The 24,340-nt window shown below is 62.3% G+C and carries 24 protein-coding genes and 1 riboswitch; of the genes, 16 read left to right on the top strand and 8 right to left on the bottom strand.

Going from position 1 to position 24,340, the window contains the following annotated elements:
• Nucleotides 1–67 precede the first annotated feature (67 nt).
• Complete coding sequence (locus ACMC5O_RS05370; RefSeq protein ID WP_187709611.1) at nt 68–1,288, top strand: FAD-dependent oxidoreductase; 1,221 nt, start codon at nt 68–70, stop codon at nt 1,286–1,288.
• Here ACMC5O_RS05370 and ACMC5O_RS05365 read toward each other — a convergent pair.
• Nucleotides 1,236–2,489 carry an NADP-dependent isocitrate dehydrogenase gene (locus ACMC5O_RS05365; protein WP_187709612.1) on the bottom strand — a complete coding sequence of 418 codons (1,254 nt, stop codon included), beginning with the start codon at nt 2,487–2,489 and terminating at the stop codon, nt 1,236–1,238. The genes ACMC5O_RS05370 and ACMC5O_RS05365 overlap by 53 nt on opposite strands.
• A 102-nt stretch (nt 2,490–2,591) precedes the next feature.
• On the opposite strand from ACMC5O_RS05365, the gene ACMC5O_RS05360 reads away from it, so the two are divergent.
• The 13 genes from ACMC5O_RS05360 (at nt 2,592) to fabZ (ending at nt 15,247) form a co-directional block, all read left to right on the top strand.
• The gene (locus ACMC5O_RS05360; RefSeq protein ID WP_187709613.1) at nt 2,592–3,335 is read left to right on the top strand and encodes a phosphatidylserine decarboxylase; all 744 of its coding nucleotides are present in this window, start codon (nt 2,592–2,594) and stop codon (nt 3,333–3,335) included.
• Nucleotides 3,335–4,153: a CDP-alcohol phosphatidyltransferase family protein gene (locus ACMC5O_RS05355; protein ID WP_187709880.1), complete on the top strand. Its 819-nt coding sequence runs from the start codon at nt 3,335–3,337 to the stop codon at nt 4,151–4,153. The genes ACMC5O_RS05360 and ACMC5O_RS05355 overlap by 1 nt, the downstream gene beginning before the upstream one ends.
• Before the next feature lie 408 nt (nt 4,154–4,561).
• Nucleotides 4,562–5,317: a 30S ribosomal protein S2 gene (gene rpsB, locus ACMC5O_RS05350; RefSeq protein WP_187709614.1), complete on the top strand. Its 756-nt coding sequence runs from the start codon at nt 4,562–4,564 to the stop codon at nt 5,315–5,317.
• 94 nt (nt 5,318–5,411) lie between these two features.
• Nucleotides 5,412–6,356 carry a translation elongation factor Ts gene (gene tsf / locus ACMC5O_RS05345; RefSeq protein ID WP_187709615.1) on the top strand — a complete coding sequence of 315 codons (945 nt, stop codon included), beginning with the start codon at nt 5,412–5,414 and terminating at the stop codon, nt 6,354–6,356.
• A gap of 85 nt (nt 6,357–6,441) precedes the next feature.
• Nucleotides 6,442–7,161, top strand: coding sequence for a UMP kinase (pyrH, locus tag ACMC5O_RS05340; RefSeq protein WP_426693381.1), 720 nt, complete (start codon nt 6,442–6,444; stop codon nt 7,159–7,161).
• 2 nt (nt 7,162–7,163) lie between these two features.
• Complete coding sequence (frr, locus tag ACMC5O_RS05335) at nt 7,164–7,724, top strand: ribosome recycling factor (RefSeq protein ID WP_187709616.1); 561 nt, start codon at nt 7,164–7,166, stop codon at nt 7,722–7,724.
• Nucleotides 7,721–8,470, top strand: coding sequence for an isoprenyl transferase (locus ACMC5O_RS05330; RefSeq protein ID WP_426693380.1), 750 nt, complete (start codon nt 7,721–7,723; stop codon nt 8,468–8,470). Before frr ends, ACMC5O_RS05330 begins: the two co-directional genes overlap by 4 nt.
• Nucleotides 8,467–9,102 carry a phosphatidate cytidylyltransferase gene (locus tag ACMC5O_RS05325; protein WP_426693379.1) on the top strand — a complete coding sequence of 212 codons (636 nt, stop codon included), beginning with the start codon at nt 8,467–8,469 and terminating at the stop codon, nt 9,100–9,102. Before ACMC5O_RS05330 ends, ACMC5O_RS05325 begins: the two co-directional genes overlap by 4 nt.
• Nucleotides 9,099–10,256 carry a 1-deoxy-D-xylulose-5-phosphate reductoisomerase gene (locus ACMC5O_RS05320; protein WP_187709617.1) on the top strand — a complete coding sequence of 386 codons (1,158 nt, stop codon included), beginning with the start codon at nt 9,099–9,101 and terminating at the stop codon, nt 10,254–10,256. The genes ACMC5O_RS05325 and ACMC5O_RS05320 overlap by 4 nt, the downstream gene beginning before the upstream one ends.
• A complete protein-coding gene (locus ACMC5O_RS05315) occupies nt 10,256–11,386 on the top strand; it encodes a M50 family metallopeptidase (protein WP_426693378.1) in 1,131 nt (376 codons plus the stop codon). The genes ACMC5O_RS05320 and ACMC5O_RS05315 overlap by 1 nt, the downstream gene beginning before the upstream one ends.
• 81 nt (nt 11,387–11,467) lie before the next feature.
• Nucleotides 11,468–14,188: an outer membrane protein assembly factor BamA gene (gene bamA / locus ACMC5O_RS05310; protein ID WP_187709618.1), complete on the top strand. Its 2,721-nt coding sequence runs from the start codon at nt 11,468–11,470 to the stop codon at nt 14,186–14,188.
• On the top strand, nt 14,188–14,775 hold the full coding sequence (locus ACMC5O_RS05305) for an OmpH family outer membrane protein (protein ID WP_187709619.1): 588 nt from the start codon (nt 14,188–14,190) through the stop codon (nt 14,773–14,775). Before bamA ends, ACMC5O_RS05305 begins: the two co-directional genes overlap by 1 nt.
• A 4-nt stretch (nt 14,776–14,779) precedes the next feature.
• Nucleotides 14,780–15,247 carry a 3-hydroxyacyl-ACP dehydratase FabZ gene (gene fabZ, locus ACMC5O_RS05300; protein ID WP_187709620.1) on the top strand — a complete coding sequence of 156 codons (468 nt, stop codon included), beginning with the start codon at nt 14,780–14,782 and terminating at the stop codon, nt 15,245–15,247.
• On the opposite strand, the gene ACMC5O_RS05295 is transcribed toward fabZ, so the two are convergent.
• Genes ACMC5O_RS05295 through ACMC5O_RS05280 form a run of 4 tightly spaced genes read right to left on the bottom strand, consistent with a single transcriptional unit; the run spans nt 15,244 to nt 19,472 of the window.
• Entirely contained in the window at nt 15,244–15,957 is a 714-nt protein-coding gene (locus ACMC5O_RS05295; RefSeq protein WP_426693377.1) for an ABC transporter ATP-binding protein, read from the bottom strand. The two genes, fabZ and ACMC5O_RS05295, sit on opposite strands and share 4 nt — an antisense overlap.
• On the bottom strand, nt 15,954–16,922 hold the full coding sequence (locus ACMC5O_RS05290) for a FecCD family ABC transporter permease (RefSeq protein WP_426693376.1): 969 nt from the start codon (nt 16,920–16,922) through the stop codon (nt 15,954–15,956). Before ACMC5O_RS05290 ends, ACMC5O_RS05295 begins: the two co-directional genes overlap by 4 nt.
• Nucleotides 16,919–17,662: a hypothetical protein gene (locus ACMC5O_RS05285; RefSeq protein ID WP_426693375.1), complete on the bottom strand. Its 744-nt coding sequence runs from the start codon at nt 17,660–17,662 to the stop codon at nt 16,919–16,921. The genes ACMC5O_RS05290 and ACMC5O_RS05285 overlap by 4 nt, the downstream gene beginning before the upstream one ends.
• Nucleotides 17,631–19,472 carry a TonB-dependent receptor plug domain-containing protein gene (locus tag ACMC5O_RS05280; RefSeq protein WP_426693374.1) on the bottom strand — a complete coding sequence of 614 codons (1,842 nt, stop codon included), beginning with the start codon at nt 19,470–19,472 and terminating at the stop codon, nt 17,631–17,633. Before ACMC5O_RS05280 ends, ACMC5O_RS05285 begins: the two co-directional genes overlap by 32 nt.
• Nucleotides 19,473–19,548: 76 nt before the next feature.
• A riboswitch (cobalamin riboswitch) is annotated at nt 19,549–19,685 on the bottom strand.
• Nucleotides 19,686–19,788: 103 nt separating this feature from the next.
• Here ACMC5O_RS05280 and rpmE point away from each other — a divergent pair.
• Entirely contained in the window at nt 19,789–20,019 is a 231-nt protein-coding gene (gene rpmE, locus ACMC5O_RS05275; protein WP_187709625.1) for a 50S ribosomal protein L31, read from the top strand.
• 81 nt (nt 20,020–20,100) lie between these two features.
• Nucleotides 20,101–20,586: a GNAT family N-acetyltransferase gene (locus tag ACMC5O_RS05270; protein WP_187709626.1), complete on the top strand. Its 486-nt coding sequence runs from the start codon at nt 20,101–20,103 to the stop codon at nt 20,584–20,586.
• Nucleotides 20,587–20,589: 3 nt separating this feature from the next.
• On the opposite strand, the gene ACMC5O_RS05265 is transcribed toward ACMC5O_RS05270, so the two are convergent.
• The 3 genes from ACMC5O_RS05265 to ACMC5O_RS05255 are packed head-to-tail and all read right to left on the bottom strand — an operon-like array spanning nt 20,590 to nt 24,297.
• Nucleotides 20,590–22,494, bottom strand: coding sequence for a DUF2207 domain-containing protein (locus ACMC5O_RS05265; protein ID WP_426693373.1), 1,905 nt, complete (start codon nt 22,492–22,494; stop codon nt 20,590–20,592).
• Nucleotides 22,494–23,066: a LemA family protein gene (locus ACMC5O_RS05260; RefSeq protein WP_426693372.1), complete on the bottom strand. Its 573-nt coding sequence runs from the start codon at nt 23,064–23,066 to the stop codon at nt 22,494–22,496. The genes ACMC5O_RS05265 and ACMC5O_RS05260 overlap by 1 nt, the downstream gene beginning before the upstream one ends.
• A 55-nt stretch (nt 23,067–23,121) precedes the next feature.
• Nucleotides 23,122–24,297: an acyl-CoA dehydrogenase gene (locus ACMC5O_RS05255; protein WP_426693513.1), complete on the bottom strand. Its 1,176-nt coding sequence runs from the start codon at nt 24,295–24,297 to the stop codon at nt 23,122–23,124.
• Between the last annotated feature and the right edge of the window lie 43 nt (nt 24,298–24,340).

The following is a 24,340-nucleotide window of genomic DNA, read 5'->3' as shown; positions in this document are numbered from 1 at the left end:
GCCCGAGAATCTGTCACCCTGCCGGGTAGCGCTGACTTGAGCGCGCAAGGGCTGTAAGCGCGACCGCATGACGTCAGAGCGTGATGCAGACCTAATCGTCGTCGGCGGAGGGCCGGCGGGCGTGATGGCGGGTCTGCTCTTCGCCCGCGCGGGCTGCAATGTCCGCATTTTCGAGAAGCATGCGGATTTCTTCCGCGATTTTCGTGGAGACACCGTCCACCCGTCGACGATGGAGATCCTCGACCAACTCGGGATGCTTCAGCGATTTCTTCATCGGCCACACAACAAAGTCGATCGGGCGGAACTGCGCCTCGCCGGGCGGGAGTGGACGATCGGCGATCTGTCGCACCTCCACACCCCGGCGCCGTTCATTGCAATGATGCCGCAGTGGGAGTTCCTCGATTTCTTGCGAGTCGAGGGGAAAGCCTTCCCCGGGTTTTATATCGAGATGGAGTCTCCTGTTGAGAGCTTCATCGAAAAAGAAGGCAAGGTCCTCGGTGTCCGGATGAAGGACGGGCGCGACGTCATCGCTCCACTAACGATCGCTGCCGATGGGCGGGATTCGATCGTTCGCGGAAAGCTTCCGCTGGAGGATCTTGGGGCGCCGATGGATGTCTTCTGGTTTCGTGTCGCCAAGCCGAGGCAGGAGATAGGAGGACTCCGCGGGAACGTCGAACGGGGCAGGCTTCTCGTGATGATCGATCGCGGCGATTATTGGCAATGCGCCTTCCTGATCCCGAAGGGTGCTGCCGAGGCCTACCAAAAGCGAGGAATCGACGCGATCCGGGAGGAAGTAGCCGCAGCCGCCCCATCGGACCTTGACCTGGCAGAGCTCGACGAGATTTCCGACCTTCACCTGCTGACCGTGAAGCTCGACAGGCTGACGACCTGGCACAAGCCGGGCCTGCTCGCCATCGGCGATGCAGCTCACGCGATGTCGCCAATCGGCGGAATTGGCATCAACCTGGCGGTTCAGGACGCTGTAGCGGCGGCAAACGCGCTTGCTGGACCCTTGGCCAGTGGAGAAAGTCTGGATCCGCTGCTTGCCAGGGTGCAGGAGCGCCGAATGTTTCCGACCCGCGTCATCCAGGGCGGACAGAAGCTAGCGCAGGACCGAATCATCGGCCGCCTGCTTCAGGGCACAGAGCCCATTCGTCAGGCGCCTTTGATTATTCGGCTGTTCGATCGCTTTCCGTTGCTCCGGCGCATTCCGGGTCGGATCGTCGGGCTCGGCGTCAGGCGCGAGCGGGTTCAGTCGCCTGCGGCGCCTTCTCCCACGAAGCCATAGTCGTCTCTAGGTTCCTCACGATCGTGTCGAAGAACTGCTCGGTCGTCATCCACGGCTGATCCGGGCCGACGAGGATCGCGAGGTCCTTGGTCATGTGACCGGCCTCCACCGTATCGATGCAGACTCGCTCGAGCGTCTCTGCGAAGCGGACCACGTCCGGGGTTTCGTCCAACTTGCCGCGGAACTTGAGGCCGCCCGTCCAGGCGAAGATCGACGCGATCGGGTTGGTCGAGGTCGCCTTGCCTTGCTGGTGCATGCGGTAGTGGCGGGTAACCGTGCCGTGGGCTGCTTCCGCCTCGACCGTCTTGCCGTCCGGAGTCATTAGGATCGAGGTCATGAGGCCCAATGAACCGAAGCCCTGCGCGACCTGGTCCGACTGGACGTCGCCGTCGTAGTTCTTGCAGGCCCAGATGAACTTGCCGCTCCACTTGAGAGCAGAGGCGACCATGTCGTCGATCAGGCGGTGTTGGTACTCGATGCCAATTTCATCGAACTTAGCCTTGAATTCGCTATCGAAAATCTCCTGGAAGATGTCCTTGAAGCGACCGTCATAGGCCTTGAGGATCGTGTTCTTCGTCGACAGGTAGACCGGCCACTTACGGTTGATGCCGTAGTTGAAGCAGGCTCGGGCGAAGTCGCGGATGGACTCGTCTAGGTTGTACATGCCCATGGCGACGCCGGCGCTCGGGAAGTCGAAGACCTCGTATTCAAGCTTGTCGCCGCTGTTGCCTTCCCACTTGATCGTGAGCTTGCCGGGGCCAGGGACCAGGAAATCGGTCGCCTTGTATTGGTCACCGAATGCGTGACGGCCGATCACGATCGGGTCGGTCCAGCCCGGGATGATCCTCGGCACGTTGGCGATGACGATCGGCTCACGGAATACGACGCCGCCTAGGATGTTGCGGATGGTGCCGTTGGGCGACTTCCACATCTTCTTAAGGCTGAACTCCTCGACCCGGGCTTCGTCAGGAGTGATCGTGGCGCATTTCACGCCGACGCCGTGCTTCTTGATCGCTTCGGCGGCGTCGACGGTGATCTTGTCCTCGGTCTCGTCGCGCTTCTCGATGCCAAGGTCGTAGTAGAGCAGGTCGACGTCGAGAAAAGGCAGGATCAGCCGTTCGCGGATCCACTGCCAGATGATGCGGGTCATCTCGTCGCCGTCGAGCTCGACGACCGGGTTCTTCACCTTGATCTTGGTCATTATTGTCCTGCTTTTCCGGGTTTGGCGGGGCATTAGGACGCGGCCCGCGATCAGGCAACCGCAGCGTTGTGCAGCCGGGGAGCCGCGCTTAAGGGAGTGCGCATGCCTTCTCTGGACAAGCCTAATGGCGCCCTGACCACCCCAACCACCGTCAAATGGCGCTTCCCTTCAACCCACCCTGAAGGGCGCAAGTTCGCCGCCGGTTCGGCAGCGCTGACGCTATTCGCTTTCCTGCTCGGATGGCAGTTCATCGCATGGCTGCTGGTCGGCCTGACGGTCTGGATCTTCGCTTTCTTTCGCGACCCGATCCGAACCACGCCTCGCGGCGATAATATCGTAATCGCACCGGCGGACGGCCTCATCACGATGATCAGCAGGGTGCCCACGCCGCCAGAACTCGCTGGCGCGGACGGCCTCGACGGCGCGGAATACACGCGCGTATCGATCTTCATGAGCGTCTTCGACGTGCACATTAATCGCTCGCCGGTCGGCGGGCGCGTCCGCAAGGTTGCCTATATCCCCGGCAAGTTCGTGAATGCCGATCTGGACAAGGCCAGCGAGGACAATGAGCGACAGCATGTCGTCGTCGAGACCGCAGCGGGCGTCCGCATCGGTTTCACGCAGATCGCCGGGCTGGTTGCACGCCGGATCCTGACTTTCGTTCGCGAAGGCGACCAGGTCGAAGCGGGCGAGAGGGTAGGGCTGATCCGCTTCGGAAGCCGCGTCGACGTCTACTTGCCTGCGGGTACGGGGCCTCGGGTCCTGCTCGGACAGAGGGCGATTGCGGGTGAGACGGTGATCGCCGAACTCGGAGCTCAGCCGGACTTGATCGGGTTCAGCCAGTGATGGACGAGCCCGAGCAACGCCTGCGGCACGGTATTCCATTCCGTGCGATGATCCCCAACGCGATCACTCTGCTGGCCCTGTGCTTCGGACTGACCGGAGTCAGCTTCGCGATCGGCGCTGAATGGGAGAAGGCCCTGGCCGCAGTCGTGTTCGCCGGCGTGCTGGATGGGCTTGACGGCCGCATTGCCCGGCTGTTGAGGGCTCAGAGCAGGTTCGGTGCGGAGTTGGACTCGCTCAGCGACAATATCGCCTTCGGGACTGCTCCGGCGCTGATCCTGTTTCTCTGGTCGCTTCAGACGGCACCAAGATTCGGATGGATCGCTGCGCTCGCTTTGGCGGTTTGTTGCGCTCTTCGGCTCGCCCGGTTCAATGCTCGAATCGATGCCACCGAGCAGCCGCACAAGTCCGCCGGCTTCAATACAGGGGTTCCTGCTCCCGCCGGGGCAGGGTTGGCTTTCGTCCCAATCTTTCTCTGGTTGATCACGGGCGACGAGGTGTTCCGCCGCTGGGAGCCGGTGATGGCGTGGACGCTCTTCATCGCGGCGCTGATGATCTCGAGCCTTCCAACCTACAGCTGGTCGTCGATCCGAATTCGAAGTGGCTGGCGTTTGTTTGCGCTTGCGGGCGTCGCGCTGCTCGGCGCCGCCCTGATCCGCGCGCCATGGGTCACGCTTTTGATCGTCGCACTACTGTATCTGGCTATGCTGCCGTTTGCCTTCGCGTCGTATCAGCGGGTCAGGCGGCGGCGCGCAATTGCGGCTGCGCCCGCATCGGCTTCCGCTTCGCAATCCGCGCGCGAGCCGGTCGCGACCGAATAACCAGAGACGTTCCACGGACGGCTGGTGTTTCGCCACGCAGGGCCGCGGCGATGCGCGACCCGGTGCGTACGAACATTTCGGTGAAAACGGCTGCGGTCAGCCAGAGTGCCGACAGGAAAGCCAAGGTAGCGAGCGGTGCAAGCATGAGCGACGTCCCTTGTTTGGTGGCACAACCGTAACGAACTCGCTTTGTTCCGTTTCGGGTTGCGCCAAGCTGCTGGGACGGAACAATGTTCCTGCTTTGTTCTGGTTCGTCAAGTGGCAATTTGAACGCGCGCCTGCGCCCTTGAAAGAAATAGCTCCTTCCGCTAACTGGCCCGCCATCCCACAGGCGGAGCTAACATACCGGTGCCAGTCGTAAGGCTGGTTACATGGCTCCGCTGAGGCACAACCGGAAGGAGACTACCCATGGCGACCAACGTCGTCACAATGCAGCAATTGCTCGAAGCCGGAGCGCACTTCGGCCACCAGACCCACCGTTGGAACCCGCGGATGAAGCCGTACATTTTCGGCGACCGCAACGGGGTTCACATCATCGACCTGTCGCAGACCGTGCCGCTGTTCTCCCGCGCGCTCGACTTCGTCACTCAGACCGTCCAGCGCGGCGGCAAGGTGCTGTTCGTCGGCACCAAGCGCCAGGCGCAGGATGCCGTCGCTGAAGCCGCGAAGGTTTCGGGCCAGCACTTCGTCAATCACCGCTGGCTCGGCGGCATGTTGACCAATTGGAAGACGATCTCGAACTCGATCAAGCGCCTCAAGACGCTTGAAGAGCAACTTTCGGGCGACACCGCCGGCCTCACCAAGAAGGAAGTCCTTCAGCTGACCCGCGAGCGCGACAAGCTCGAAAAGTCGCTTGGCGGCATTCGCGACATGGGCGGCCTGCCGGACATCATGTTCGTCGTCGACACCAACAAGGAAGAACTGGCGATCAAGGAAGCCAACGTTCTTGGGATCCCGGTCGTCGCGATTCTCGATTCGAACAGCGACCCGAGCGGCATTGCTTTTCCGGTTCCGGGCAACGACGACGCCAGCCGCGCGATCCGCCTCTACACGGACGCGGTTGCCCAGGCTGTCAGCAACGGCCGTACCGGCAATGCCGCTGCCCGTGGCGAGGACATCGGTGCGATGGCCGAACCGCCGGCTGAAGCCGCGCTCGAAGCTTAAGTCTGCTTCCCTCGCGAAGCGGGGGAGCAGTACTTACATTCAAGCTTGAACGAGCTCCTGCGACACGCGGGGGCCCTTAGAGGGAATTAGAGAAATGGCTGAGATTACGGCCGCGACCGTGAAGGAACTCCGTGAGCGCACCGGCGCCGGGATGATGGATTGCAAGAAGGCGCTTGCTGAAGCCAATGGCGACATGGAAGCCGCCATCGACTGGCTGCGTGCCAAGGGCCTCGCGGCTGCCGCCAAGAAGGCAGGCCGCACGGCCGCAGAGGGCCTCGTCGGCGTGGCCGTCGAAGGAACTCGTGGTGCGGTTGTCGAGGTGAACTCGGAGACGGACTTCGTCGCCAAGAACGAGATCTTCCAGGATTTCGTCCGCAACGTTGCACAGATCGCACTGAAGGACGGCTCTGACATCGAGGCGCTCTCGAGCGCTGCTTACCCGTCGGGTGGAACGGTTGCCGAGACGCTGACGGACAACATCGCCAAGATCGGCGAGAACCAGTCGCTGCGCCGCGCCGCGGTCGTGGAAGTGAAGGAGGGCGTTGTCGTTCCTTACGTCCACAACCAGGTCGTTCCGGGCCTCGGCAAGATCGGCGTGCTGGTCGCTCTCGAGAGCGCTGCTCCGTCCGAAACGCTAACCGCCCTTGGCAAGCAGATCGCGATGCATGTCGCGGCTGCGAACCCGCTGGCGCTAAACGCGGACGAGCTCGATCCGGAGTTGGTCGAGCGTGAGCGCGCGATCGCGATGGAAAAGGCGAAGGAAAGTGGCAAGCCACAGAACATCGTCGAGAAGATGGTCGAAGGCGGCCTCGGCAAGTTCCGCAAGGACAATGCGCTCTTGTCGCAGCTGTTCGTGATGGACAACAAGACGCCGGTCGCGGACGTCGTCGCGCAGGCAGCGAAGGAAGCCGGCACGGGCATCGTCCTAAAGAGCTTCACCCGCTTCCAGCTCGGTGAAGGCATCGAGAAGAAGCAGGAAGACTTCGCGGCGGAAGTCGCGGCGGCTGCCGGCTCCTCGAAGGCTGAACCGGTCGCCTAAGACATTTTGTCTTGGCTGTTGGAAAATGAGGCGGGCGCGCTAAAGCGTGTCCGCCTTTTCCATATCTGAAGGACGTTGCGCCCGAATGACCCGCCCACGCTTCAACCGGATCCTGCTGAAGCTCTCGGGTGAGGCGCTGATGGGGCAGGGCCAGTTCGGCATCGACCCGGAAGCTGCCGCAGGACTGGCAAGCGAAATTGCCGCGGCAAAGGCCAAGGGTCACGAACTGTGCCTGGTCGTCGGCGGCGGCAACATCTTCCGGGGCATGGCTGCAGCGGCGAAAGGCTTCGACCGGGCGACCGCGGATTACATGGGAATGCTGGCAACGGTCATGAACGCACTGGCACTTCAGAATGCACTGGAGAAGCAAGGTGTCGATACCCGAGTGATGTCGGCGATCCCGATGGCCAGCGTTTCCGAGCCCTACATTCGCCGCCGGGCACTCAGGCATCTCGAGAAGGGCCGGATCGTCCTGTTCGCCGCCGGCACGGGCAATCCTTACTTCACAACCGACACCGCCGCAGCGTTGCGGGCGGCCGAAATGGGCTGCGACGCCTTGTTCAAGGGCACCAGCGTCGACGGGATCTACACTGCCGACCCAAAGAAGAAAGCCGACGCTACCCGTTACGAAAGCCTGAGCTTCAACAAGGTGTTGAGCGACGACCTTAAGGTCATGGATGCAGCGGCAGTTGCGCTGTGCCGCGACAACAATATTCCGATCGTGGTCTTCAACATCCGCCAGCCCGGTAATCTCGCAGAGATCATCGAGGGCCGCGGGACCGCCACGGTCGTCCAGGGAGAGTAAGCATGACGACGAGCATCGATAAATCCGACCTCCAGCGCCGAATGCACGGCGCGCTCGAAGCACTGAAGCATGATCTCGCCGGCCTTCGTACAGGACGCGCATCGACGGCTTTGCTCGATCCCGTTCACGTCGAGGTCTACGGCGCGAACATGCCGCTGAACCAGATAGCGACTGTTTCCGTGCCAGAGGCGCGCATGCTTTCGGTCCAGGTGTGGGATCGTTCGAACGTGCAGCCCGTCGAGAAGGCAATTCGCTCCGCCGGACTCGGCCTCAACCCGATCACCGACGGTCAGATGATCCGCTTGCCGATCCCCGAACTCACGGAGGAGCGTCGCAAGGAGCTTGCCAAGCTGGTTGGCCAATATGCGGAAAAGGCGCGCATCGCCGTTCGCAATGTCCGCCGCGATGGCATGGAGCATCTCAAGGCTGACGAGAAGAAGCACGACATCAGCGAGGACGAGCGCAAGCGCCTCGAGACTGAGGTACAAAAGCTGACGGACGATACGATCAAGGAGATCGATACGGCGGCAGAAACCAAGGAAAAGGAAATCCTCGGCAAGTGACGCCTGCCGCCGCTCCGAACGAAGCTGAGCGGCCGGCCAAAGAAGGCGGGTCGGTTCCGCGCCATGTCGCCATCATTATGGACGGCAACGGCCGCTGGGCGAATAAGCGCGGGCTGCCCCGTGTTGCAGGCCATCGGGCGGGCGCAGAGGCTGTTCGACGAACATTGCGGGCTGCCGTCAAAAATGGCGTAGAAGTCCTTACCCTCTATGCCTTTTCGTCCGAGAATTGGCGCCGCCCCGAGGAGGAAGTGTCCGACCTTAAGGGGCTGCTCGGCTATTATCTTGAACGCGAGCTGGATTCGCTCGCCAAAGAGGGCGTGAAGCTCAGGCTGATCGGGGATTACGAGGCTTTCGGGCCCGATCTGTCGAAACGCCTTGAAAAGGCGATGGCGAGCCTTCAGTCGAATAGGCGGCTGACGCTCGTCGTGGCGCTCAATTACGGGTCGCGTGCAGAAATCGCCGCCGCAGCCCGGAAGCTCGCAACCAAGGCAGTATCAGGGGAGATCGAACCCGCCTCGATCGATGAGGAGGCGTTGGGATCACATCTACAGACCCATGGCCTTCCGGAACTCGACCTCCTGATACGGACTTCCGGCGAAGTCCGTTTGTCAAACTTCCTGCTGTGGCAGGCTGCCTATGCGGAACTGGTCTTCACGCCGACGTTGTGGCCCGATTTTGATGAGGCCGAGCTAGTCAAAGCGATTGAGCAGTTTGCCGCCCGTGAGCGGCGGTTCGGAGGCCGGTGAACGAGCTAACAACCCGTGTCATCTCTGGAATCGCCATGGTCGTCGTCGCGCTCATGGCGGCGGTGCTGGGTGGATATTATTTCGCATTCCTGGTCGCCGCTGCGGCCACGGGCATGTTCTACGAATGGATGCGGATTGTCCGGGGCTGGGGCCTTCATTGGTCAGTCGGCGGTTTCTTCTACTGCCTGCTGCCTGCACTCGCCCTTCTCTGGATCCGCGACCGGAGCGGCGATCAGGGCCTATCGTTGCTGCTGTGGGTTTTCGTTGTGACGTGGTCGACCGACATCGGCGCCTATTTCGCGGGCAGGCGCTTTGGGAAGCGCAAGCTCGCACCCACGATAAGTCCCGGCAAAACGGTCGAGGGCCTGTGGGGCGGAATGGCCGCTGCAGCATTGCTCGGAGCAGCCTGGGTTCTCTCAACGGATCTCAACTGGGCTCTGCTTCCACTCGCACCCCTGTTCGCCGTTGCCGCGCAGGCCGGCGATCTGTTCGAGAGCAAGATGAAGCGGATGGCCGGGATCAAGGATTCCGGGTCATGGCTGCCGGGACACGGCGGTCTCCTGGACCGTCTTGATGGCCTAGTTCCAGTTGCGGTTCTGACCGTTGCGGCGCAGGCAGCGGGCTTAGCGTGAAGAAAGTCGCAATTCTCGGCTCCACCGGCTCGATCGGGAAATCGACGCTCGACCTCATCGAGCGATCGCCGGACAAGTTCGAGATCACGGCCCTGACGGCGGCTGTGAACGTGGACGCGCTCGCCGACGCAGCCCGACGGACTAACGCCAGGCTTGCGGTCATCGCGGACGAGAGCCGGCTTCGCGACCTGGAAGATGCGCTTCAGGGTAGCGGTTGCCAGGCGGCCGCTGGCGCCGATTCGCTGGTAGGAGCAGCAACGGGCGACTCCGATCTCGTCATGGCGGCTATCGTCGGCTGTGCGGGGCTGCGACCGACCATGGCGGCTGTCGAGGCGGGGAAGACCGTCGCTCTTGCCAACAAGGAGGCATTGGTCACCGCTGGCGACCTGATGACCGAAGCCGCAAAGACCAGCGGCGCCACCCTGCTTCCCGTCGACAGCGAGCATAACGCCATTTTCCAGTCGCTTGCGGGGAGCCGCATCGACCAGGTCTCAAGGATCATCCTGACTGCCAGCGGCGGACCGTTCAGGACGGCTTCGGCGGAGGCTATGCGCAACGCCACGCCAGCTCAGGCCGTGGCGCATCCGAACTGGACCATGGGAGCAAAGATCTCGGTCGATTCGGCGACCCTGATGAACAAGGGGCTCGAGCTGATCGAGGCGCATTATCTCTTCGGGCTTCCGTCCGAGCGCATCGACATTCTCGTCCACCCGCAGTCGGTGATCCATTCGCTGGTCGAATTCATCGACGGGTCTGTGCTGGCCCAGCTAGGTTCGCCGGATATGCGGATTCCGATCGCCTATGCGCTGGCCTGGCCGGAACGCATGCCGACGCCAGCCCAGCGCCTCGATCTTGCCGCTATAGCGAGACTGGATTTCGGGGAGCCCGACCTCGAGCGTTTCCCGGCGCTTCGACTGTCGCGAGAAGCACTTGAGGCAGGTGGGTCGGCGCCGGCGGCGCTCAATGCCGCAAACGAAGTGGCCGTCGCGACTTTCCTCGACGGCAAGATTTCCTTCCCGGACATCAGCAAGTTGGTCGATATGGCTCTTCAAGAAAATGAAAGCCCGGCTCCGCGATCCATCGAAGATGTGTTTGAAATCGACCGGAAAGTCCGCACTGATGTGACCGCAATGATCGAAGGGCGCTGCGCCTGATGCTGTCGCAACCGCCAATCTGGCTGATCTTGATCGCGTTCGTCTGCGCGCTCGGACCGCTCGTCTTCATCCATGAGCTTGGCCATTATCTGGTCGCTCGCTGGCTGGGGGTCGGCGCCGAGATCTTCTCAATCGGATTCGGGCACGAGGTCACGGGCTGGACAGACAAGCGTGGTACACGGTGGAAGGTGGGCTGGCTCCCGCTGGGTGGCTACGTGAGGTTCGTCGGCGACGAACATGCTGCGAGCGCTCCGGCCGATCAGGAACAACTTACGCCTGAGCAGCAGAAGATAAGCTTTCACCTGCGTCCGATCTGGCAGCGGTTTCTGATCGTGCTGGCCGGCCCAGTCTCGAATTTCCTGCTCGCGATCCTTATCTTTTCGGCCTTCTTCGCGATCTATGGAGCACCAAGGACGCCTCCTATCGTCAGCGAGGTCCAGCCGGAAAGCGCGGCCGCGACCGCGCAAATCCAGCCGGGCGACCGGATCCTGTCTATCGGTGGACGTCCGACCCCGACATTTGAAGAGCTTCGCAACTACGCCATGCTTCGCCCCGGCGAGACGGTCACTATCGAGCTTGAACGCGAGCAAGTGGTTCGAGCGATCCAGGTGACGTTGGGCACTGACGTCGAAAGGGACAGGTTCGGGCAGACCTATCGAAGGGGCTTGCTGGGCGTGTCGCCCGTCGGGATCGTGTTCGAGCCGGTGCCGCCACTCAAGCTCGTACCAGCTGCCACGTCCTATGTCTGGCAGATGACTCGGACGATGCTGGAGGCGCTGGGGCAGATCATCACCGGAAGACGTTCGGTCAAGGAACTTGGAGGTCCACTCAAGATCGCTCAGGTCGCGGGCCAGCAGGCGAGTTTGGGGCTTGTGGACTTCCTGAGCCTGCTCGCTTTGCTTTCAATTAATCTCGGATTCATCAACCTCTTGCCAGTCCCCATGCTGGATGGTGGACATCTCCTATTCTACGGAATCGAGGCCGTGCAGCGTCGCCCGGTCAGCCCGCGTGCTCAGGACTGGGCGTTCCGGGGCGGTCTCGCATTCATCCTGGCCCTGCTCATCTTCACAACCGTCAACGATTTGGGGTCGTTCGGCTTGTGGGAACGGCTTGGGCGCTTGATTGGCTAGGACGGTTAGGGCAGGGCTGCACACCATTCCTGCGGACCGCTGAGGGGCGGCCGCTGATTCTTGCACAAAAGGCGGGGACGCGTGACTTCAGAGCGTAAGTTTATTGGCAATCGCGCAGGCGCGGTCTTCCTCGCCGGAACCATCCTGGGCGGCTGGTCGGTACCCGTATTGGCGCAGGCGCAGCAGTCGGATCCGCTCGCGGCGCAGCCCGCTCCGGCACCGGCGCAGAATCCGCCCGCGACACCGGCACCTGCACCAACTCCGGTGTCCGTTGCTCCTGCACCGGCAACGCAGGGAACGATCCGTTCCATCGCGGTTCGCGGCAACCAACGCCTGGAGCCGGAGACGATCCGCTCCTACGCAAATCTTTCGCCCGGTCAGAGCTATTCCGCCGAGACGCTCGATACGGCGCTCAAGGACCTTTACGGGACTGAGCTATTCTCCGACGTCGTCATCACCGGCGCCGAGACTGGCAACATCGTGATCACCGTCCAGGAAAACCCGGTCATCAACCGGATCGTTCTGGAGGGCAACAAGAGGATCAAGAGCGACAAGATCCTCCCCGAAATCAAGCTGAAGGCTCGCGAGATCTTCACGCGCTCCAAGGCCCGGGCAGACGTCGAGCGCATCATCGAGCTTTACAAGCGCCAAGGCCGCTTCGCCGCCCGCGTCGAGCCGAAGGTGGTCAATCTCGAACAGAACCGCGTCGACCTGGTGTTCGAGATCTATGAGGGCGACAAGTCCAAGGTCCGCAGCATCAACATCATCGGCAACGATGCGTTCGACGACGGGCGGCTCCGCAAGGAGATGTACACGCGCCAGGCCGGCGGCGTCCTGGGCTTCCTCAAGTCCAATGACAGCTACGATCCCGACCGTCTTGCGGCCGACCAGCAGAAGCTTCGCGCCTTCTATCTGACCGAAGGCTACGCGGATTTCCGCGTCGTCTCGGCGCTGGCCGAGCTAACCCCGGACCGCCGCGACTTCGTCATCACCTACGTGGTCGAAGAGGGCCCGCGCTATCGTTTCGGCAAGATCGAAGCCGAAAGCGCGCTTCGCGACCTTCAGCCCGACAAGATCGTCCAGACGGTCAACCTCAAAGAAGGCGACTGGTTCAACGCCAAGGCGGTCGAGGATGCCGTCACCAAGCTGAATGAGGAAGCCGGCGGCCTCGGTTATGCCTTTGCCGACATCAATCCGGCCTATAATCGCGATGCCGAAAAGCACGTGATGGGTATTACTTTCCGGGTTGGCGATACGCCTCGCACTTACGTCGAGCGCATCGATATCCAGGGCAACACCTCAACGCGCGACAAGGTCATCCGCCGCGAGTTCCGCGTCAACGAGGGCGACGCCTTCAACGCCTTGAAGGTGAAGCGTTCGCAGGATCGCCTGCAGTCGCTCGGCTTCTTCCAGGAGAACCTGGAGATCAAGCAGACGGAAGGCTCCAGTCCGGACCGGGTCGTTCTCGGCCTCAACGTTGAAGAGAAGTCGACGGGCGAGCTCCAGCTATCCGCCGGCTATTCGAGCCTCGAGAGATTCATCCTGGCATTCTCGATCGCTCAGCGGAACTTCATGGGCAAAGGCCAGGAGCTCAACGCGGGCGTGAACTGGTCGCGCTATTCGAAGTCGATCCAGCTTGGCTTCGTCGAACCCTATCTGTTCGACAAGCAGATCCTGCTCGGCGGCGACATCTTTCGGCGCGACTACAACAGCTTCAATTTCGTCGGAAATCAGCGGAACACGACCTATTCGCAGACGAGCACGGGCACCGCGCTCCGCCTCGGATTCCCGATTACCGAATATATTACGTTGGGCACGCGCTACTCGCTCATCCTCGACAATATCACCCTCGATAAGGGCACCTTCTTCACCGATCCGGACCTTGTTGCAGATCCGGATGGAAGCGGGCCTCTCACTGGAAGTAATGGCCCGCTGCCGGCGGCGTGCGACCCCAAGAAGGCGGGTCAGTATCTATGCGACGAGCTCGGGAGGCGCCTGACGTCGTCGGTCGGCTATTCGATCGTCTATAACGATACGAACGGCATCCGCCCGACGCGCGGCCAGTCACTCGTCGTTTCACAGGACTTCGCGGGCCTCGGCGGTGACGTTCGCTACGTGCGGTCGCGCTTCAGCGGCATCAAATATTGGCAGCCGCCATTCCTTGGCAGCGGCTGGGTCTTCTCGGCTCGTGCAGAGGGCGGGTATATCCATCCGCTCGAGAAGGCGCCGGGACCGGGCCGCGACGCGATCCGCATCACCGACCGCTTTTTCGGAACCCAGCTTCGCGGTTTCGACATCCGCGGCATCGGCCCGCGTATCCTGCGTGAGGACTACGACGAGAACGGCGAGTTCGTATCTGCCAGCAATCGTGTTAGCGATGCGCTCGGCGGGCGAGCCTATTATATGGGCCGCGTCGAACTAGAATTCCCGACCAGTTCCGCGTTGAAGAGCTTCGGACTCCGACCTTCCGCATTTGTCGACGTCGGCTCGGTCTGGGGACTCAAGAGTCCGGCGCTGCAGGATATTCCGGGCTTCTGCTCGCCGCCGAGCGGAACGACAGGATCGGTGGTAACGCTCGATCCGGGTCAGACGAAGGCGAATTGCGCTTCGGGCTATACGTTCACGTCGGGATATCGCGAACGTTTCGTCGGCAATTCGCCGAAGCCGCGCCTGGCCATAGGTGTAGGCGTCAACTGGGTTTCGCCTTTCGGGCCGCTCAGGATCGACCTCGCGAAGGCGATCCTCAAGCAGGAAGGCGACGACACAAAACTCTTCAGCTTCAACGTAGGAACACAATTCTAATGCGTAAGATTGCAATGACCGCTGCCTTCGCAGCGATGGTTCTCACTCCCGTGGGCGTTTCTGCCCAGGCCATTCCCGGCGCCGTGATCGCAGTTGTCGACCTCGAAAAGGTCAGCAGCGAGTGCACCGCCTGCAAGGCCGCGAAAACCGCGCTCGAAGGCCAGGTGACTGCCCTGAAGTCGCGTGAAGCCACCCTCGCAGCTCCGCTGAAGACCGAAGGCCAGTCGCTTCAGGCGGCTGTCGAGGCCCTCAAGGGCAAGGAGCCCGATGCGGCGCTGCAGGCTCGCATCAAGGCATTCCAGACCAAGCAGCAGCAGGGCGCTCAGGAGATTGCTCGTCAGACGAACCAGATCCAGCGCAACCAGGCCTATGTTTCGCAGCAGATCAGCACGAAGCTCGGCCCGATCTATCAGCAGGTCATGCAGCGCCGCGGCGCCAACGTAATGCTCGAGGCGGGTGCAACGCTGGCCTCGGGTGCAAATCTCGATGTCACCAATGACGTCCTGGCCGCCCTGAATCAGCAGCTGCCGAGCGTTTCGACGACTGCTCCGGCCGCTCCGGCGCAGCAGCAGCCGCAGGGCCGCTAAGCGAATGACGGAAGGCGCCGCTATCGGACCGCTTGATGTGAAGCGGGTGATGGCGGCGCTTCCGCACCGTTACCCAATGCTGCTCGTGGACCGGGTCGAGAGCATCGAGCCGGACCATAAGATCGTCGCGATCAAAGCCGTGACCATCAATGAAGGCTTCTTCCAGGGGCATTTTCCCGGGCGGCCGATCATGCCGGGCGTGCTGATCGTGGAGGCGCTAGCCCAGGCGGCGGGCGTACTCGCGGTCGAATCCCTCGGCCTCGCGAACAGCGGCAAGCTCGTCTATTTCATGGCTATCGACGGCGCGAAGTTCCGCCAGCCTGTCGAGCCAGGCGTCATTCTCAAGCTTGAGGTTGAATTCGTCCAGAAACGCTCCACGGTCTGTAAATTCGCCGGACGTGCAACCATCGAAGGCAAGCTGGCTGCGGAAGCAAATTTTACGGCGATGATCGCCGACCCGCCGTCGGCCTAAAACTTATCGCTAATTCGCCAGGCCGAGCCCGCCTTCTCGACACGAAAGGCGGTGGAAAACTCGGGTGATTCCAGGGCCACTGCCGGTGATCCATCCATGACTATTCCGCCACGATCGACTAGCAATGCTCGATCGAAGGCCATGATCTGGCTCAGGTCGTGGACGGAGGCCAGCACGGTGCACCCGCTGGTGTCGGCTTCGCCGCGCAGGATCTGCAGCGTTCGAAGGACCCAATAAGGGTCGAGGTTCGACAAGGGTTCGTCGAGCAGCATCAGCCGGGGCCTGGCCGCAAGAGCCCGGGCCAGCAGGACCCGCGACCGCTCGCCAGTCGACAATTGATTGACAGGGCGAGCTGCCAAATTGCCAAGCTCGAGGAGTTCGACGAGCTCTACAATCCTCGCTGGATCCGGTGAGGGCAGACCGAGCGCGATCACATCCTGCGCTGCGATCGGCCAGACCAGGCTTCGAGTAGCGGGAAGAAATGACAGCAGACGCATCCGACGCGCTGGAGGCGCTTCGTTGATCGGCTCGCCGTCGACCAGGATCTGGCCCATCTCGCGTTCAATGCCTGCGAGCGTGCGCAGCAAACTCGTCTTCCCCGCACCATTGGGGCCAATCAGGGCGATCAGGCTACCCGGCCCGGCATCGACGCTCGTCGGATTGAGCCGACCGGCAATCGCAATGTCTCGCGCTTCCAGGAGCGACGTCATGACGCCACCGTCCGGCGCATCCGAACGACGATCCAGATGAACAGTGGCGTGCCGATTGCTGTCGTGATGACCCCGACCGGAATCGATCGGCCCGCTGGAGCCACGCGAACGATCAGATCCGCGAGAAGAAGGAGGATTGCACCAATCGCCGCGGCTGGCAGCAACGCCTGACCCGGATGTCCCCGCGTGATCGTGCGTGCCGCATAAGGAGCGATAAGGCCGACGAAGGCGATTGCCCCGCAGACCGACACGCACGCGCCTACGGCAATCGCGCTGAGGGCCACGACGTCGACGGCGAGGCGGCGTGGTCGATAACCGACCGAGCCGGCGACGTCATCGCCAAGCGCCATCATGTCGAGCGCTTTGCCGTGACTTGCGAGCAGACCGCATGCGATCGCCGCTGGGATCAGAGCCGCCGCTGCCTGCGGAAGGCTCCGATCGACAAAGCTCCCCATCAGCCATTCGAAGCTGTCGTAAAATGCGAAAGGCGAAGGAGCGAGGGCGAGAAGAAGGCTAGTGCCCGCTCCGGCGGCGAGCGCGATGGCAATGCCGGCAAGAAGCAAGGTCGCGGTTTCGCTCCGACGCCCTGCAATCGCGAACAGTGCAGCCAGCGCCAGCGCGGCGCCCGCAGCGCCGCATGCGGCGAGGGCCAATGGGCCGGTAATTCCCAACCAATAGGATCCAGCCACGGCGCCAAGCGCGGCTCCACTACTGCTACCCGTGATGTCGGGCGAAGCGAGGGGGTTGGCGAAGGTTGCCTGAAGCGCTGCGCCGGTCATCCCCAGTACCGCACCGTAACCAAGAGCCAGCAGGGTCCGAGGAAGCCGGAGTTCTTCGATTAACGCCAACGCCAGATCTGGATCAGTCCTTCGCAGCTCCAGCAGGCTGCTGAGCGGCGTCAGCAGGCTAAGTGCCGCGATAAGGGCGACGATGACGATCAATGATGCGGACCAGCTGCGGCTCATCGAAGCTCCGATCGAAAGCGTTCGATCTCACCGATGACCAGCGGCCCCATGCAGGTCCAAGAGCGCCCGTCGGCGCGCAGCCACTTGGCTCTCGCATTCTGGACGATCGGATGATCAAGCCACTGTGCGCCGCGAGAGAATTCGCCATGCCGATAGGTGCTCTGAACGAGCACGGAAGGAGGACGGACGAGTAGCGTTTCCAGCGATATGCGATCGCCCTTCAGCGGTCTCTGTGCGAGCCCGGCAAGACGCATCCAGTCGGCGCCAACCGATGGAACGCCGATCGTCTGGCCGGCGCCACCAAGCCAGATTGCATCTCGGGCCTTGATTGGTGCAGTGGCGCGAAGCCTGGCCAGGCGCTTCAGCCACAGCGTTGCTCTCTTAGGGTCTCCCAGCGCACTTGCGACTGCCTTAAAGTTCGAAGCGACGTCTTCGATCGCGCTCGCGGGGCGAAGGTCAATCGCGCGAATGCCCATTCGGTTAGCGATGAGCGAGGTCGCTCGTCCTCCGCCACCCATTGTCAGGACGATTCTGGGCTTTTGCGCGAGGATGTCTTCAAGCGAGCCTCGGTTCGAAGGATGCCTGCGCGCCAGCTTCCAGAGCGGGGATTCCTGCGGGTCCTGCGAGAGGAAGCTGACGCTCGCGATCTCCTGCGGCCTGGCTAGCAGCAGCAGATACTCATCGGTGCATAGATTGAGGGATGCGACGCTAGCGGCCGCGAGCAAGGCGGATGCCGCCATAAATGCTCCTCCCTTCGGTCCGATAACCGAGCGCGTCCTGATAGCGCTCATCGAAGGCATTTGCGGCACGAGCGAAGATCTGCACGCCTTCTGCAACCTCGTAAGACACGCGGGCGCCGGCGAGCCAGTAGGCGCCGAGTTTCACACGCTGGAACGGAAACGTCTCGAAGTCCGTGTCGAGGCGCGAACCTGTGTAGGCAATAGAGAGCCCGTAGGAGATGCGGCCCAGCTGTCCATCGGCGGCGACGGAGCCGATATGCTTCGGGCGCCGCGCTTCGCGAACGTGAGATCCGAGGTCGTCGGGCTCGCTCGCCTTGATATAGGCGTAGTTCGCCGAGAGCCTAAGTCCCTCATGTAGAGACCAATTGGCTTGAGCCTCGACACCCGACCGCCTGCTAGTCTCGGATCGATTGGCAGTGCTCGACAGGAAGGTGTCGGGATCGAAAGTATCGACGATCTCATCGCGAAGACGTTGCTGGTATGCCGTGAGGGATGCCGCAAACGTCCGATTTGCATACCTAAGCGATGCCTCGAATCCGCGTGAACGTTCCGGCTTAAGCGACGGGTTTCCAACGAAACTGCCGGGAAAAAAGCCATAGAGATCGAAAAAGGTCGGCTGGGCGATGCCTTCGCCATAGGAACCGGCAATTGAGAAGCCCTTCCCGACCTTCGCAAGCAACGAGGCCCGAAGCGTCGTCGCATCCTTGAATTGGTTGAAGGCGTCGCGCCGGACTGCGAGGTCCAAAGTTGCTGGTCCGGCGTCCGCCCGCCATTCTGCGGTGACGGCGTTATGCTTGCGATCGCGGTCCTGATCGGTGAATCCGCCGAAATTGACGTCGCGCGCCTTGAACTCCTCACTTTCGTGATCGAGCGCCAGGATCAGACGATGTTCGACCGAGGACGTCTTAAAACGGTGTTGGACCTGGGCGTCGAGCGTCTGTCTGCGCCCTGACGTTCGGTTTATCTCGTCACTGGCGAGGAAATTCCGGTTGCGAGAGGAGAGGGTGGCGCCGCCGAGACTGCCGCTCCAGGCCGACTTGGGATCTCCGAAATCACCCCACAACCTTACGGCACTGAGTCGATTGCGACTGCTGTCGAGCGTGTTGGCATGGAGAAACGTAATCGGGTCGTACCCGTCGAAATCGCTCCGTCCGGACATTGCAAACGCCGCTACGCCAAGTCGAATGGCCGGAGTGACTTCCAAGGTTCCGCGAACCCGTCCAGAGAGATTGTGGTAGCCATCCTTGTCGCCGTTTCCGTCAAAGGCGTCGATGCCAGTGGCTCGCTGCCACCCGAGTCCGCCCGCCAGGCTCGACTTGCCGCTCGTGAACGATCCGGATGCTGACCCCCTGCGAAATCCGAACGAGCCAATCTCACTGCCCAGCGAGAACGAACTTCGCTCGCTCGCAACGCTGTCTACCGCGACGACGCCACCGACGGCTTCCGATCCCCAGAGCGCCGATTGCGGTCCGCGGACGATTTCAATTCGCGAAGTAACGTCGGCGTTGAGCAGTTCGAAGCGCGGCTGGTTGCCGGTCGCGGGGTCGTTCGCCCGGATTCCGTCTACGAACAGCAATGTGTGGTTGTTCTCGGTCCCGCGGATGCGGACCTCCGTCAACGATCCCGCTGGACCCGACGTGGCGACCGATACCGACGGCGTAAGGCGCAGCAGGGCAGGGACCAGCGGCTCGCCCAGCCGCTCGATACTTTCACTGTCGATGACGGCCGCGCTCGCGGGCGTATCTTCGGCCTTCTCGGGCGCGCGCTCCGCGGTGACGATGATTTCGGTGGTTGGAAGTGCGTCGATCAATTCATCCTCCTTTGACGAACATGTCGTCGCAGAGGATGCGGAGCACCCACGCACTACGGCTGGTCCCGGCCGGAGAAACGGACGACGGACCAAGGCAAGTGTCTGACTCCCACCCAGGCGGGCAGATACAGTTGCGGGCACAGCGCCGGTTTTGCACCGGCTTCCTTCTTGGCCGGCAGCCGTAACCGCCGGACCTCGGTCCGGGGGTGGGACTAGGAGCCAGCCGCGAGCCTTGTCAATCGGGGCTCTCTCGCTTAAGTGCGCCCGGCATTCCCGGCTGCTGGTCGGAAACCAGCGCCATTTCAAGGAACTGAAGATGAAATCCGGTACCCATCCCGACTACCACACCATTACCGTCCAGATGACAGATGGCACGACCTTCCAGACCCGCTCGACCTGGGGCAAGGAAGGCGACACGCTGCACCTCGAGATTGACCCGACGTCACACCCTGCATGGACCGGCGGACGTGGCCAGATGCTCGACACGGGCGGACAGGTGGCGCGCTTCAACAAGCGTTTCGGCGGACTCTCGCTTGGCAAGAAGTAAGCAGGCTCGCTGAAGCTGCTTCCGTTTCACGACCAGGCCCACCGATTTCCGTCCGCTCCTCGGATCGAGACGGAGCGATTGGTGCTGCGCGACTTCGAGCTGCGCGACCTCGAATATTTCCTGAGTTTCTTCGCGGACGCCGAAGCCAGCCAGCATGTTGGAGGGCCTAGCGGCCGCGAAGATACGTGGCGCCGAATGCTTGCCGGCGCAGGACTGTGGCACCTCACCGGCGTTGGCATGTGGGCCGTTGCCGAGCGGGGCGGTGGTTCTGCGATCGGCCACGTCGGGTTCTTCGACTTCCTCCGCGGATGCGAGCCTTCGATCGAGGGGCAGGCCGAGATGGGCTGGATCCTCGCTCCCGTCGCACACGGCAAAGGGTACGCCAGCGAAGCTTGCGAGGCCGCTCTAGGCTGGTTCGAAGAGCATTTTGGCAGACAGCCAATCTGGGCGCTCATTTCGCCCGGGAACGACCCTTCAATGAAGCTCGCATCGAAGCTGGGCTTTCAGCGTCAGGCCGACGGGACGTATCGCGAGAAGCCACAAACCATTTGGTTGCGTCCGGCCTGAGCGCTACCAGCCGCCGCCTCCGCCGCCACCACCGCCGCCACCCGACGACCCGCCTCCGCCGGACCCGCTGCTCGAGCCTGGCGCCGTTGAAGCCGAGCTGACCGTGCTTGCCAGGGAAGAGCCGACGCTTTCTGCAAATCGGCCGGGGTCGCTCCAGGGATCGCGTGTTCCCGAATACCAAACAAAGCCTTGCTGACCCTGCGCGGCGGCTGCCGCGAGGACACCCGCAAACCGCTCCGCCCACCGGTTTTCGACGCCCAACGCGATTGCGTAGGGCAGATAGCGTTCGAACAGCTCCGGCGTGTCCGCAGGGGGATGCATGCGGTCCAGCCGCTCGCGCTCCGTGATCGAGAGATATTGTTTGAAGCCGGCAATCTGGTCGAGAACCTTGCGGCCATCCTTCGTCGGCGCCGCTATCCAGAAGAAGGCAGAGATTACGAGGGGCAGCCCGAGCAGCGGCAACACAAGCGGCTGCCACCAGCCCGTGTTCAGCGCCTCAATCAGGACTGTAGCACCGGTCATGAGTGCTACCGCGCCCGCACCGAACATGCCGAGCACGAGCAGGCATTTCCCGCTCGTTGAAGAGCCATGGATCACCATTGCCAGCATTGCGGCCACGACTGCCGCGCCAAGGGTTACCAGGATCCGCCAGATCGCAGCGCCGTCGGTTGTCGCAACCACTGCAGCCGCGACCAACCAGAAGGCGGCTATGAACAGGATGACGCCGGCAACCGCCCAACCCCAATTCCGGTTGAACATCACGCCTTCGTAGGTATTCTTCAGAACATCTCCCAAACTCTTCTGTGCAGCAGAGAATTTTTGATGGTTCTTCTGCTCCATCACAATCTGCTCGCCCGTCTTCGCCAGTTCTCGAAGAGCGGCTTCTTCCTCTGGCGGAAGAGGATTCGCGCCGGGCAGGCGCTCGAGAACCGTCTTGTCGCGCGAGAAGAAGCCGCCATCCTCTTCGCTGAGCCTGATGTGACCCCGGACACCCATGTCGACGAGGGCGGCCGCGAAAGCGCGATTGTCCGCGCCCATCTTCCAAATGTAACGCATCCCGGCAGGCGTAAGGTCGGCCGGCGGAGAAAAGAGCGGGACGATCGTGCCTGCTCGCGGATTTCGTCCGGCCCTGGCCCAGGCGAAGTATAGGAATATTCCGAGGCCAAGCATGGCAATCACACCGACCACGGGCGGGCCGTAATCGGCAAGTATCCACTTGGTCCGGTCTGACTCGGTCGGTTCGGCGACCACATCCTTCGGAAAAGCGACCGCGACCGTAAGACCTTCATAGGGTCCGAGCGCTCCGGTCGTCTGGAAGCTAATGTCGCCCGGCTTTTCTTCGATCACTCGGGCGTTGGATGCCGTCGATCCCTGCGCGCCCGTGTAAACGGACCGCTGGCCGAACTTCACGGCGGAGGGAAGGCGAATACGAGCCTGCGCAACGTCTATCGGGAACATCCAGCCGTTGCCCGTCGCATTCCAGTAGAGTTCGTCGAAATCCTTGAAGCGGCCGACCTGCCGCGTGGTCTTGTATCGGATGACGTAACGATGATCGCCAATGTCGACCAACTTGTCCGGGTCGCCGAGCCTGATCCTGACGCCGTTCGAGACCATCTCCGTCGACGCCTGCACCGGCGTCCCGTCGAGCGTTGCGTCCCGAAACGTGAAACCGATCCGTACCTGAGAGCCGTGCGGTCCCCGATAACGGGTCGGGAAGTCGCGATAGATGCCGCGGTTGATCGCGTTGTGCTCGGCGCGGACGTCGATCGTCTCGGTGACTTCAAGCGATGAGTCCTTCTGGATCTGGACGTCGGAGACGAAACGCTGGATGCGCTCCTCGGCGGGCGCGGGCGTGGCGGCCAGCAGGAGCAACAAGGCGGGGAGGGCCCGCCAAAAGCGGGACATCATTAAGCGCCCGGGCGCTGGAAGGCCACTTTCGGGGCGCTTTGGATCGCCGGGTCGTCGTCCTGGTAGAACGCCTCTTCGGTGAACCCCATAGGCCGGGCGATTAGCACCGGGGGGAAGCTCTGGATGGTAGAATTCAGGTCGCGAACGGTCGCGTTGTAGTACCGCCGAGCGCTCTGAAGCTCGCCCTCGATGTTTGCCAGCTGGTCCTGGAGCTGGAGGAAGTTCGTATTGGCCTTCAACTCCGGATAGGCCTCCGCCACCGCGAACAGACGTCCCAGAATTCCCGTCATGTGTGCATCGGCCTGCGCCGTCGCCTCCACGCTTCCGGCTTTGACGGTTTCAGCCCGGGCCTGAGTAACCTCTTCGAAGACCTCGCGTTCGTGGGTGGCATAGCCCTGGACTGTCTCGACCAGGTTGGGAATCAGGTCGGCGCGCCGCCGCAGCTGCACGGTGATCCCGCTAAAGGCTTCCTTCACCAGCGCGCGCAGCCGGACGAGCCGGTTGTAGATGCTGACGGCCAGGACCAGCACCAGCACGATGGCCGCGAGGACGACCCAAACCAAGATGCCCATGCGATTAGCCCCCTAATTGCCTTGAAGCGAACATAGAGGGTTACCGTTGGTCCCGCTAGAAGGCGGAGAGCCCCGTAATCGCTCGGCCAAGGATCAGCGCGTGCACGTCGTGCGTGCCCTCGTAGGTGTTCACCGTCTCGAGGTTCGCCGCGTGGCGCATCACGTGAAATTCGGCGCTGATGCCGTTGCCGCCGTGCATGTCACGGGCGACGCGCGCGATATCGAGCGCCTTGCCGCAATTGTTGCGCTTCAGGAGGCTGATCGTCTCCGGGATCAGCGTGCCTTCTTCGAGCCGGCGTCCGACGCGGAGCGCCGCCTGCAGGCCAAGCGTGATTTCGGTCACCATGTTGGCGAGCTTCAGCTGAACGAGCTGGTTGGCGGCGAGCGGCTTCCCGAACTGCTTGCGGTCGAGCGTGTACTGGCGCGCAGCGGCGTAGCAGGCTTCAGCGGCGCCCATCGAACCCCAGCCAATGCCATAGCGGGCGCGATTGAGGCATCCGAACGGGCCTTTGAGGCCCTCAACGTTGGGGAGGAGGGCGTCTTCCCCTACCTCGACATTGTCCATGACGATCTCCCCGGTGATCGAGGCACGAAGCGAGAGCTTCTCCTTGATCTTCGGCGCCGATAGGCCGGGCATGCCCTTTTCGAGCACGAAGCCACGGATCTTGCCGCCGTGGGCATCCGACTTCGCCCAGACGACGAAGACGTCGGCGATCGGCGAGTTGGTGATCCACATCTTGGTGCCGGTGATTCGGTAGCCATTCGCGGTCTTCTCGGCGCGGGTGCGCATGCTTCCCGGATCGGAGCCGGAATCCGGTTCGGTGAGGCCGAAGCAGCCGACGAACTCGCCGCGGGCGAGCTTCGGCAGATATTTCATGCGCTGCTCTTCGGAGCCGTAGGCGAAAATCGGATACATCACGAGGCTGGACTGGACCGAGCAAGCGGATCGGTAGCCGCTGTCGACGCGCTCGACGGCGCGGGCGATGAGGCCGTAGCTGACGTAGCCGAGGCCGGCTCCGCCATATTGCTCTGGGACAGTCGCGCCAAGCAGGCCAAGCTCGCCCATCTCGCTCATGATCTCGCGATCGAAGCGCTCTTCCATGTAGGCGCTGGTCACACGCGGTTGCAGCTTCTCCTGCGCATAATTCTCGGCCGTGTCGCGGACGAGGCGCTCCTCCTCGGTTAACTGATGCTCGAGGTCATAGGCGTCAGCCCAGTCGAACGGCAAAATGGCGGGCTCGTGGTTGTGAGCGTCCGCCTTGAGGGAAGTGGCC

The organism is Sphingomonas sediminicola, from assembly GCF_049991885.1.
Classification (GTDB): Bacteria; Pseudomonadota; Alphaproteobacteria; order Sphingomonadales; family Sphingomonadaceae; genus Sphingomicrobium; species Sphingomicrobium sediminicola.
The sequence above is the reverse complement of the archived record's forward strand: the minus strand, read 5'-3'. Positions and strand labels throughout refer to the sequence as shown.

Coding starts and splice junctions, on each gene's coding strand:
- ACMC5O_RS05370 (WP_187709611.1), top strand. CDS start 68: ATGACGTCAGAGCGTGATGCAGACCTAATCGTCGTCGGCGGAGGGCCG.
- ACMC5O_RS05365 (WP_187709612.1), bottom strand. CDS start 2,489: ATGACCAAGATCAAGGTGAAGAACCCGGTCGTCGAGCTCGACGGCGAC.
- ACMC5O_RS05360 (WP_187709613.1), top strand. CDS start 2,592: ATGCCTTCTCTGGACAAGCCTAATGGCGCCCTGACCACCCCAACCACC.
- ACMC5O_RS05355 (WP_187709880.1), top strand. CDS start 3,335: ATGGACGAGCCCGAGCAACGCCTGCGGCACGGTATTCCATTCCGTGCG.
- rpsB (WP_187709614.1), top strand. CDS start 4,562: ATGGCGACCAACGTCGTCACAATGCAGCAATTGCTCGAAGCCGGAGCG.
- tsf (WP_187709615.1), top strand. CDS start 5,412: ATGGCTGAGATTACGGCCGCGACCGTGAAGGAACTCCGTGAGCGCACC.
- pyrH (WP_426693381.1), top strand. CDS start 6,442: ATGACCCGCCCACGCTTCAACCGGATCCTGCTGAAGCTCTCGGGTGAG.
- frr (WP_187709616.1), top strand. CDS start 7,164: ATGACGACGAGCATCGATAAATCCGACCTCCAGCGCCGAATGCACGGC.
- ACMC5O_RS05315 (WP_426693378.1), top strand. CDS start 10,256: ATGCTGTCGCAACCGCCAATCTGGCTGATCTTGATCGCGTTCGTCTGC.
- ACMC5O_RS05305 (WP_187709619.1), top strand. CDS start 14,188: ATGCGTAAGATTGCAATGACCGCTGCCTTCGCAGCGATGGTTCTCACT.
- fabZ (WP_187709620.1), top strand. CDS start 14,780: ATGACGGAAGGCGCCGCTATCGGACCGCTTGATGTGAAGCGGGTGATG.
- ACMC5O_RS05295 (WP_426693377.1), bottom strand. CDS start 15,957: ATGACGTCGCTCCTGGAAGCGCGAGACATTGCGATTGCCGGTCGGCTC.
- ACMC5O_RS05290 (WP_426693376.1), bottom strand. CDS start 16,922: ATGAGCCGCAGCTGGTCCGCATCATTGATCGTCATCGTCGCCCTTATC.
- ACMC5O_RS05285 (WP_426693375.1), bottom strand. CDS start 17,662: ATGGCGGCATCCGCCTTGCTCGCGGCCGCTAGCGTCGCATCCCTCAAT.
- rpmE (WP_187709625.1), top strand. CDS start 19,789: ATGAAATCCGGTACCCATCCCGACTACCACACCATTACCGTCCAGATG.
- ACMC5O_RS05265 (WP_426693373.1), bottom strand. CDS start 22,494: ATGATGTCCCGCTTTTGGCGGGCCCTCCCCGCCTTGTTGCTCCTGCTG.
- ACMC5O_RS05260 (WP_426693372.1), bottom strand. CDS start 23,066: ATGGGCATCTTGGTTTGGGTCGTCCTCGCGGCCATCGTGCTGGTGCTG.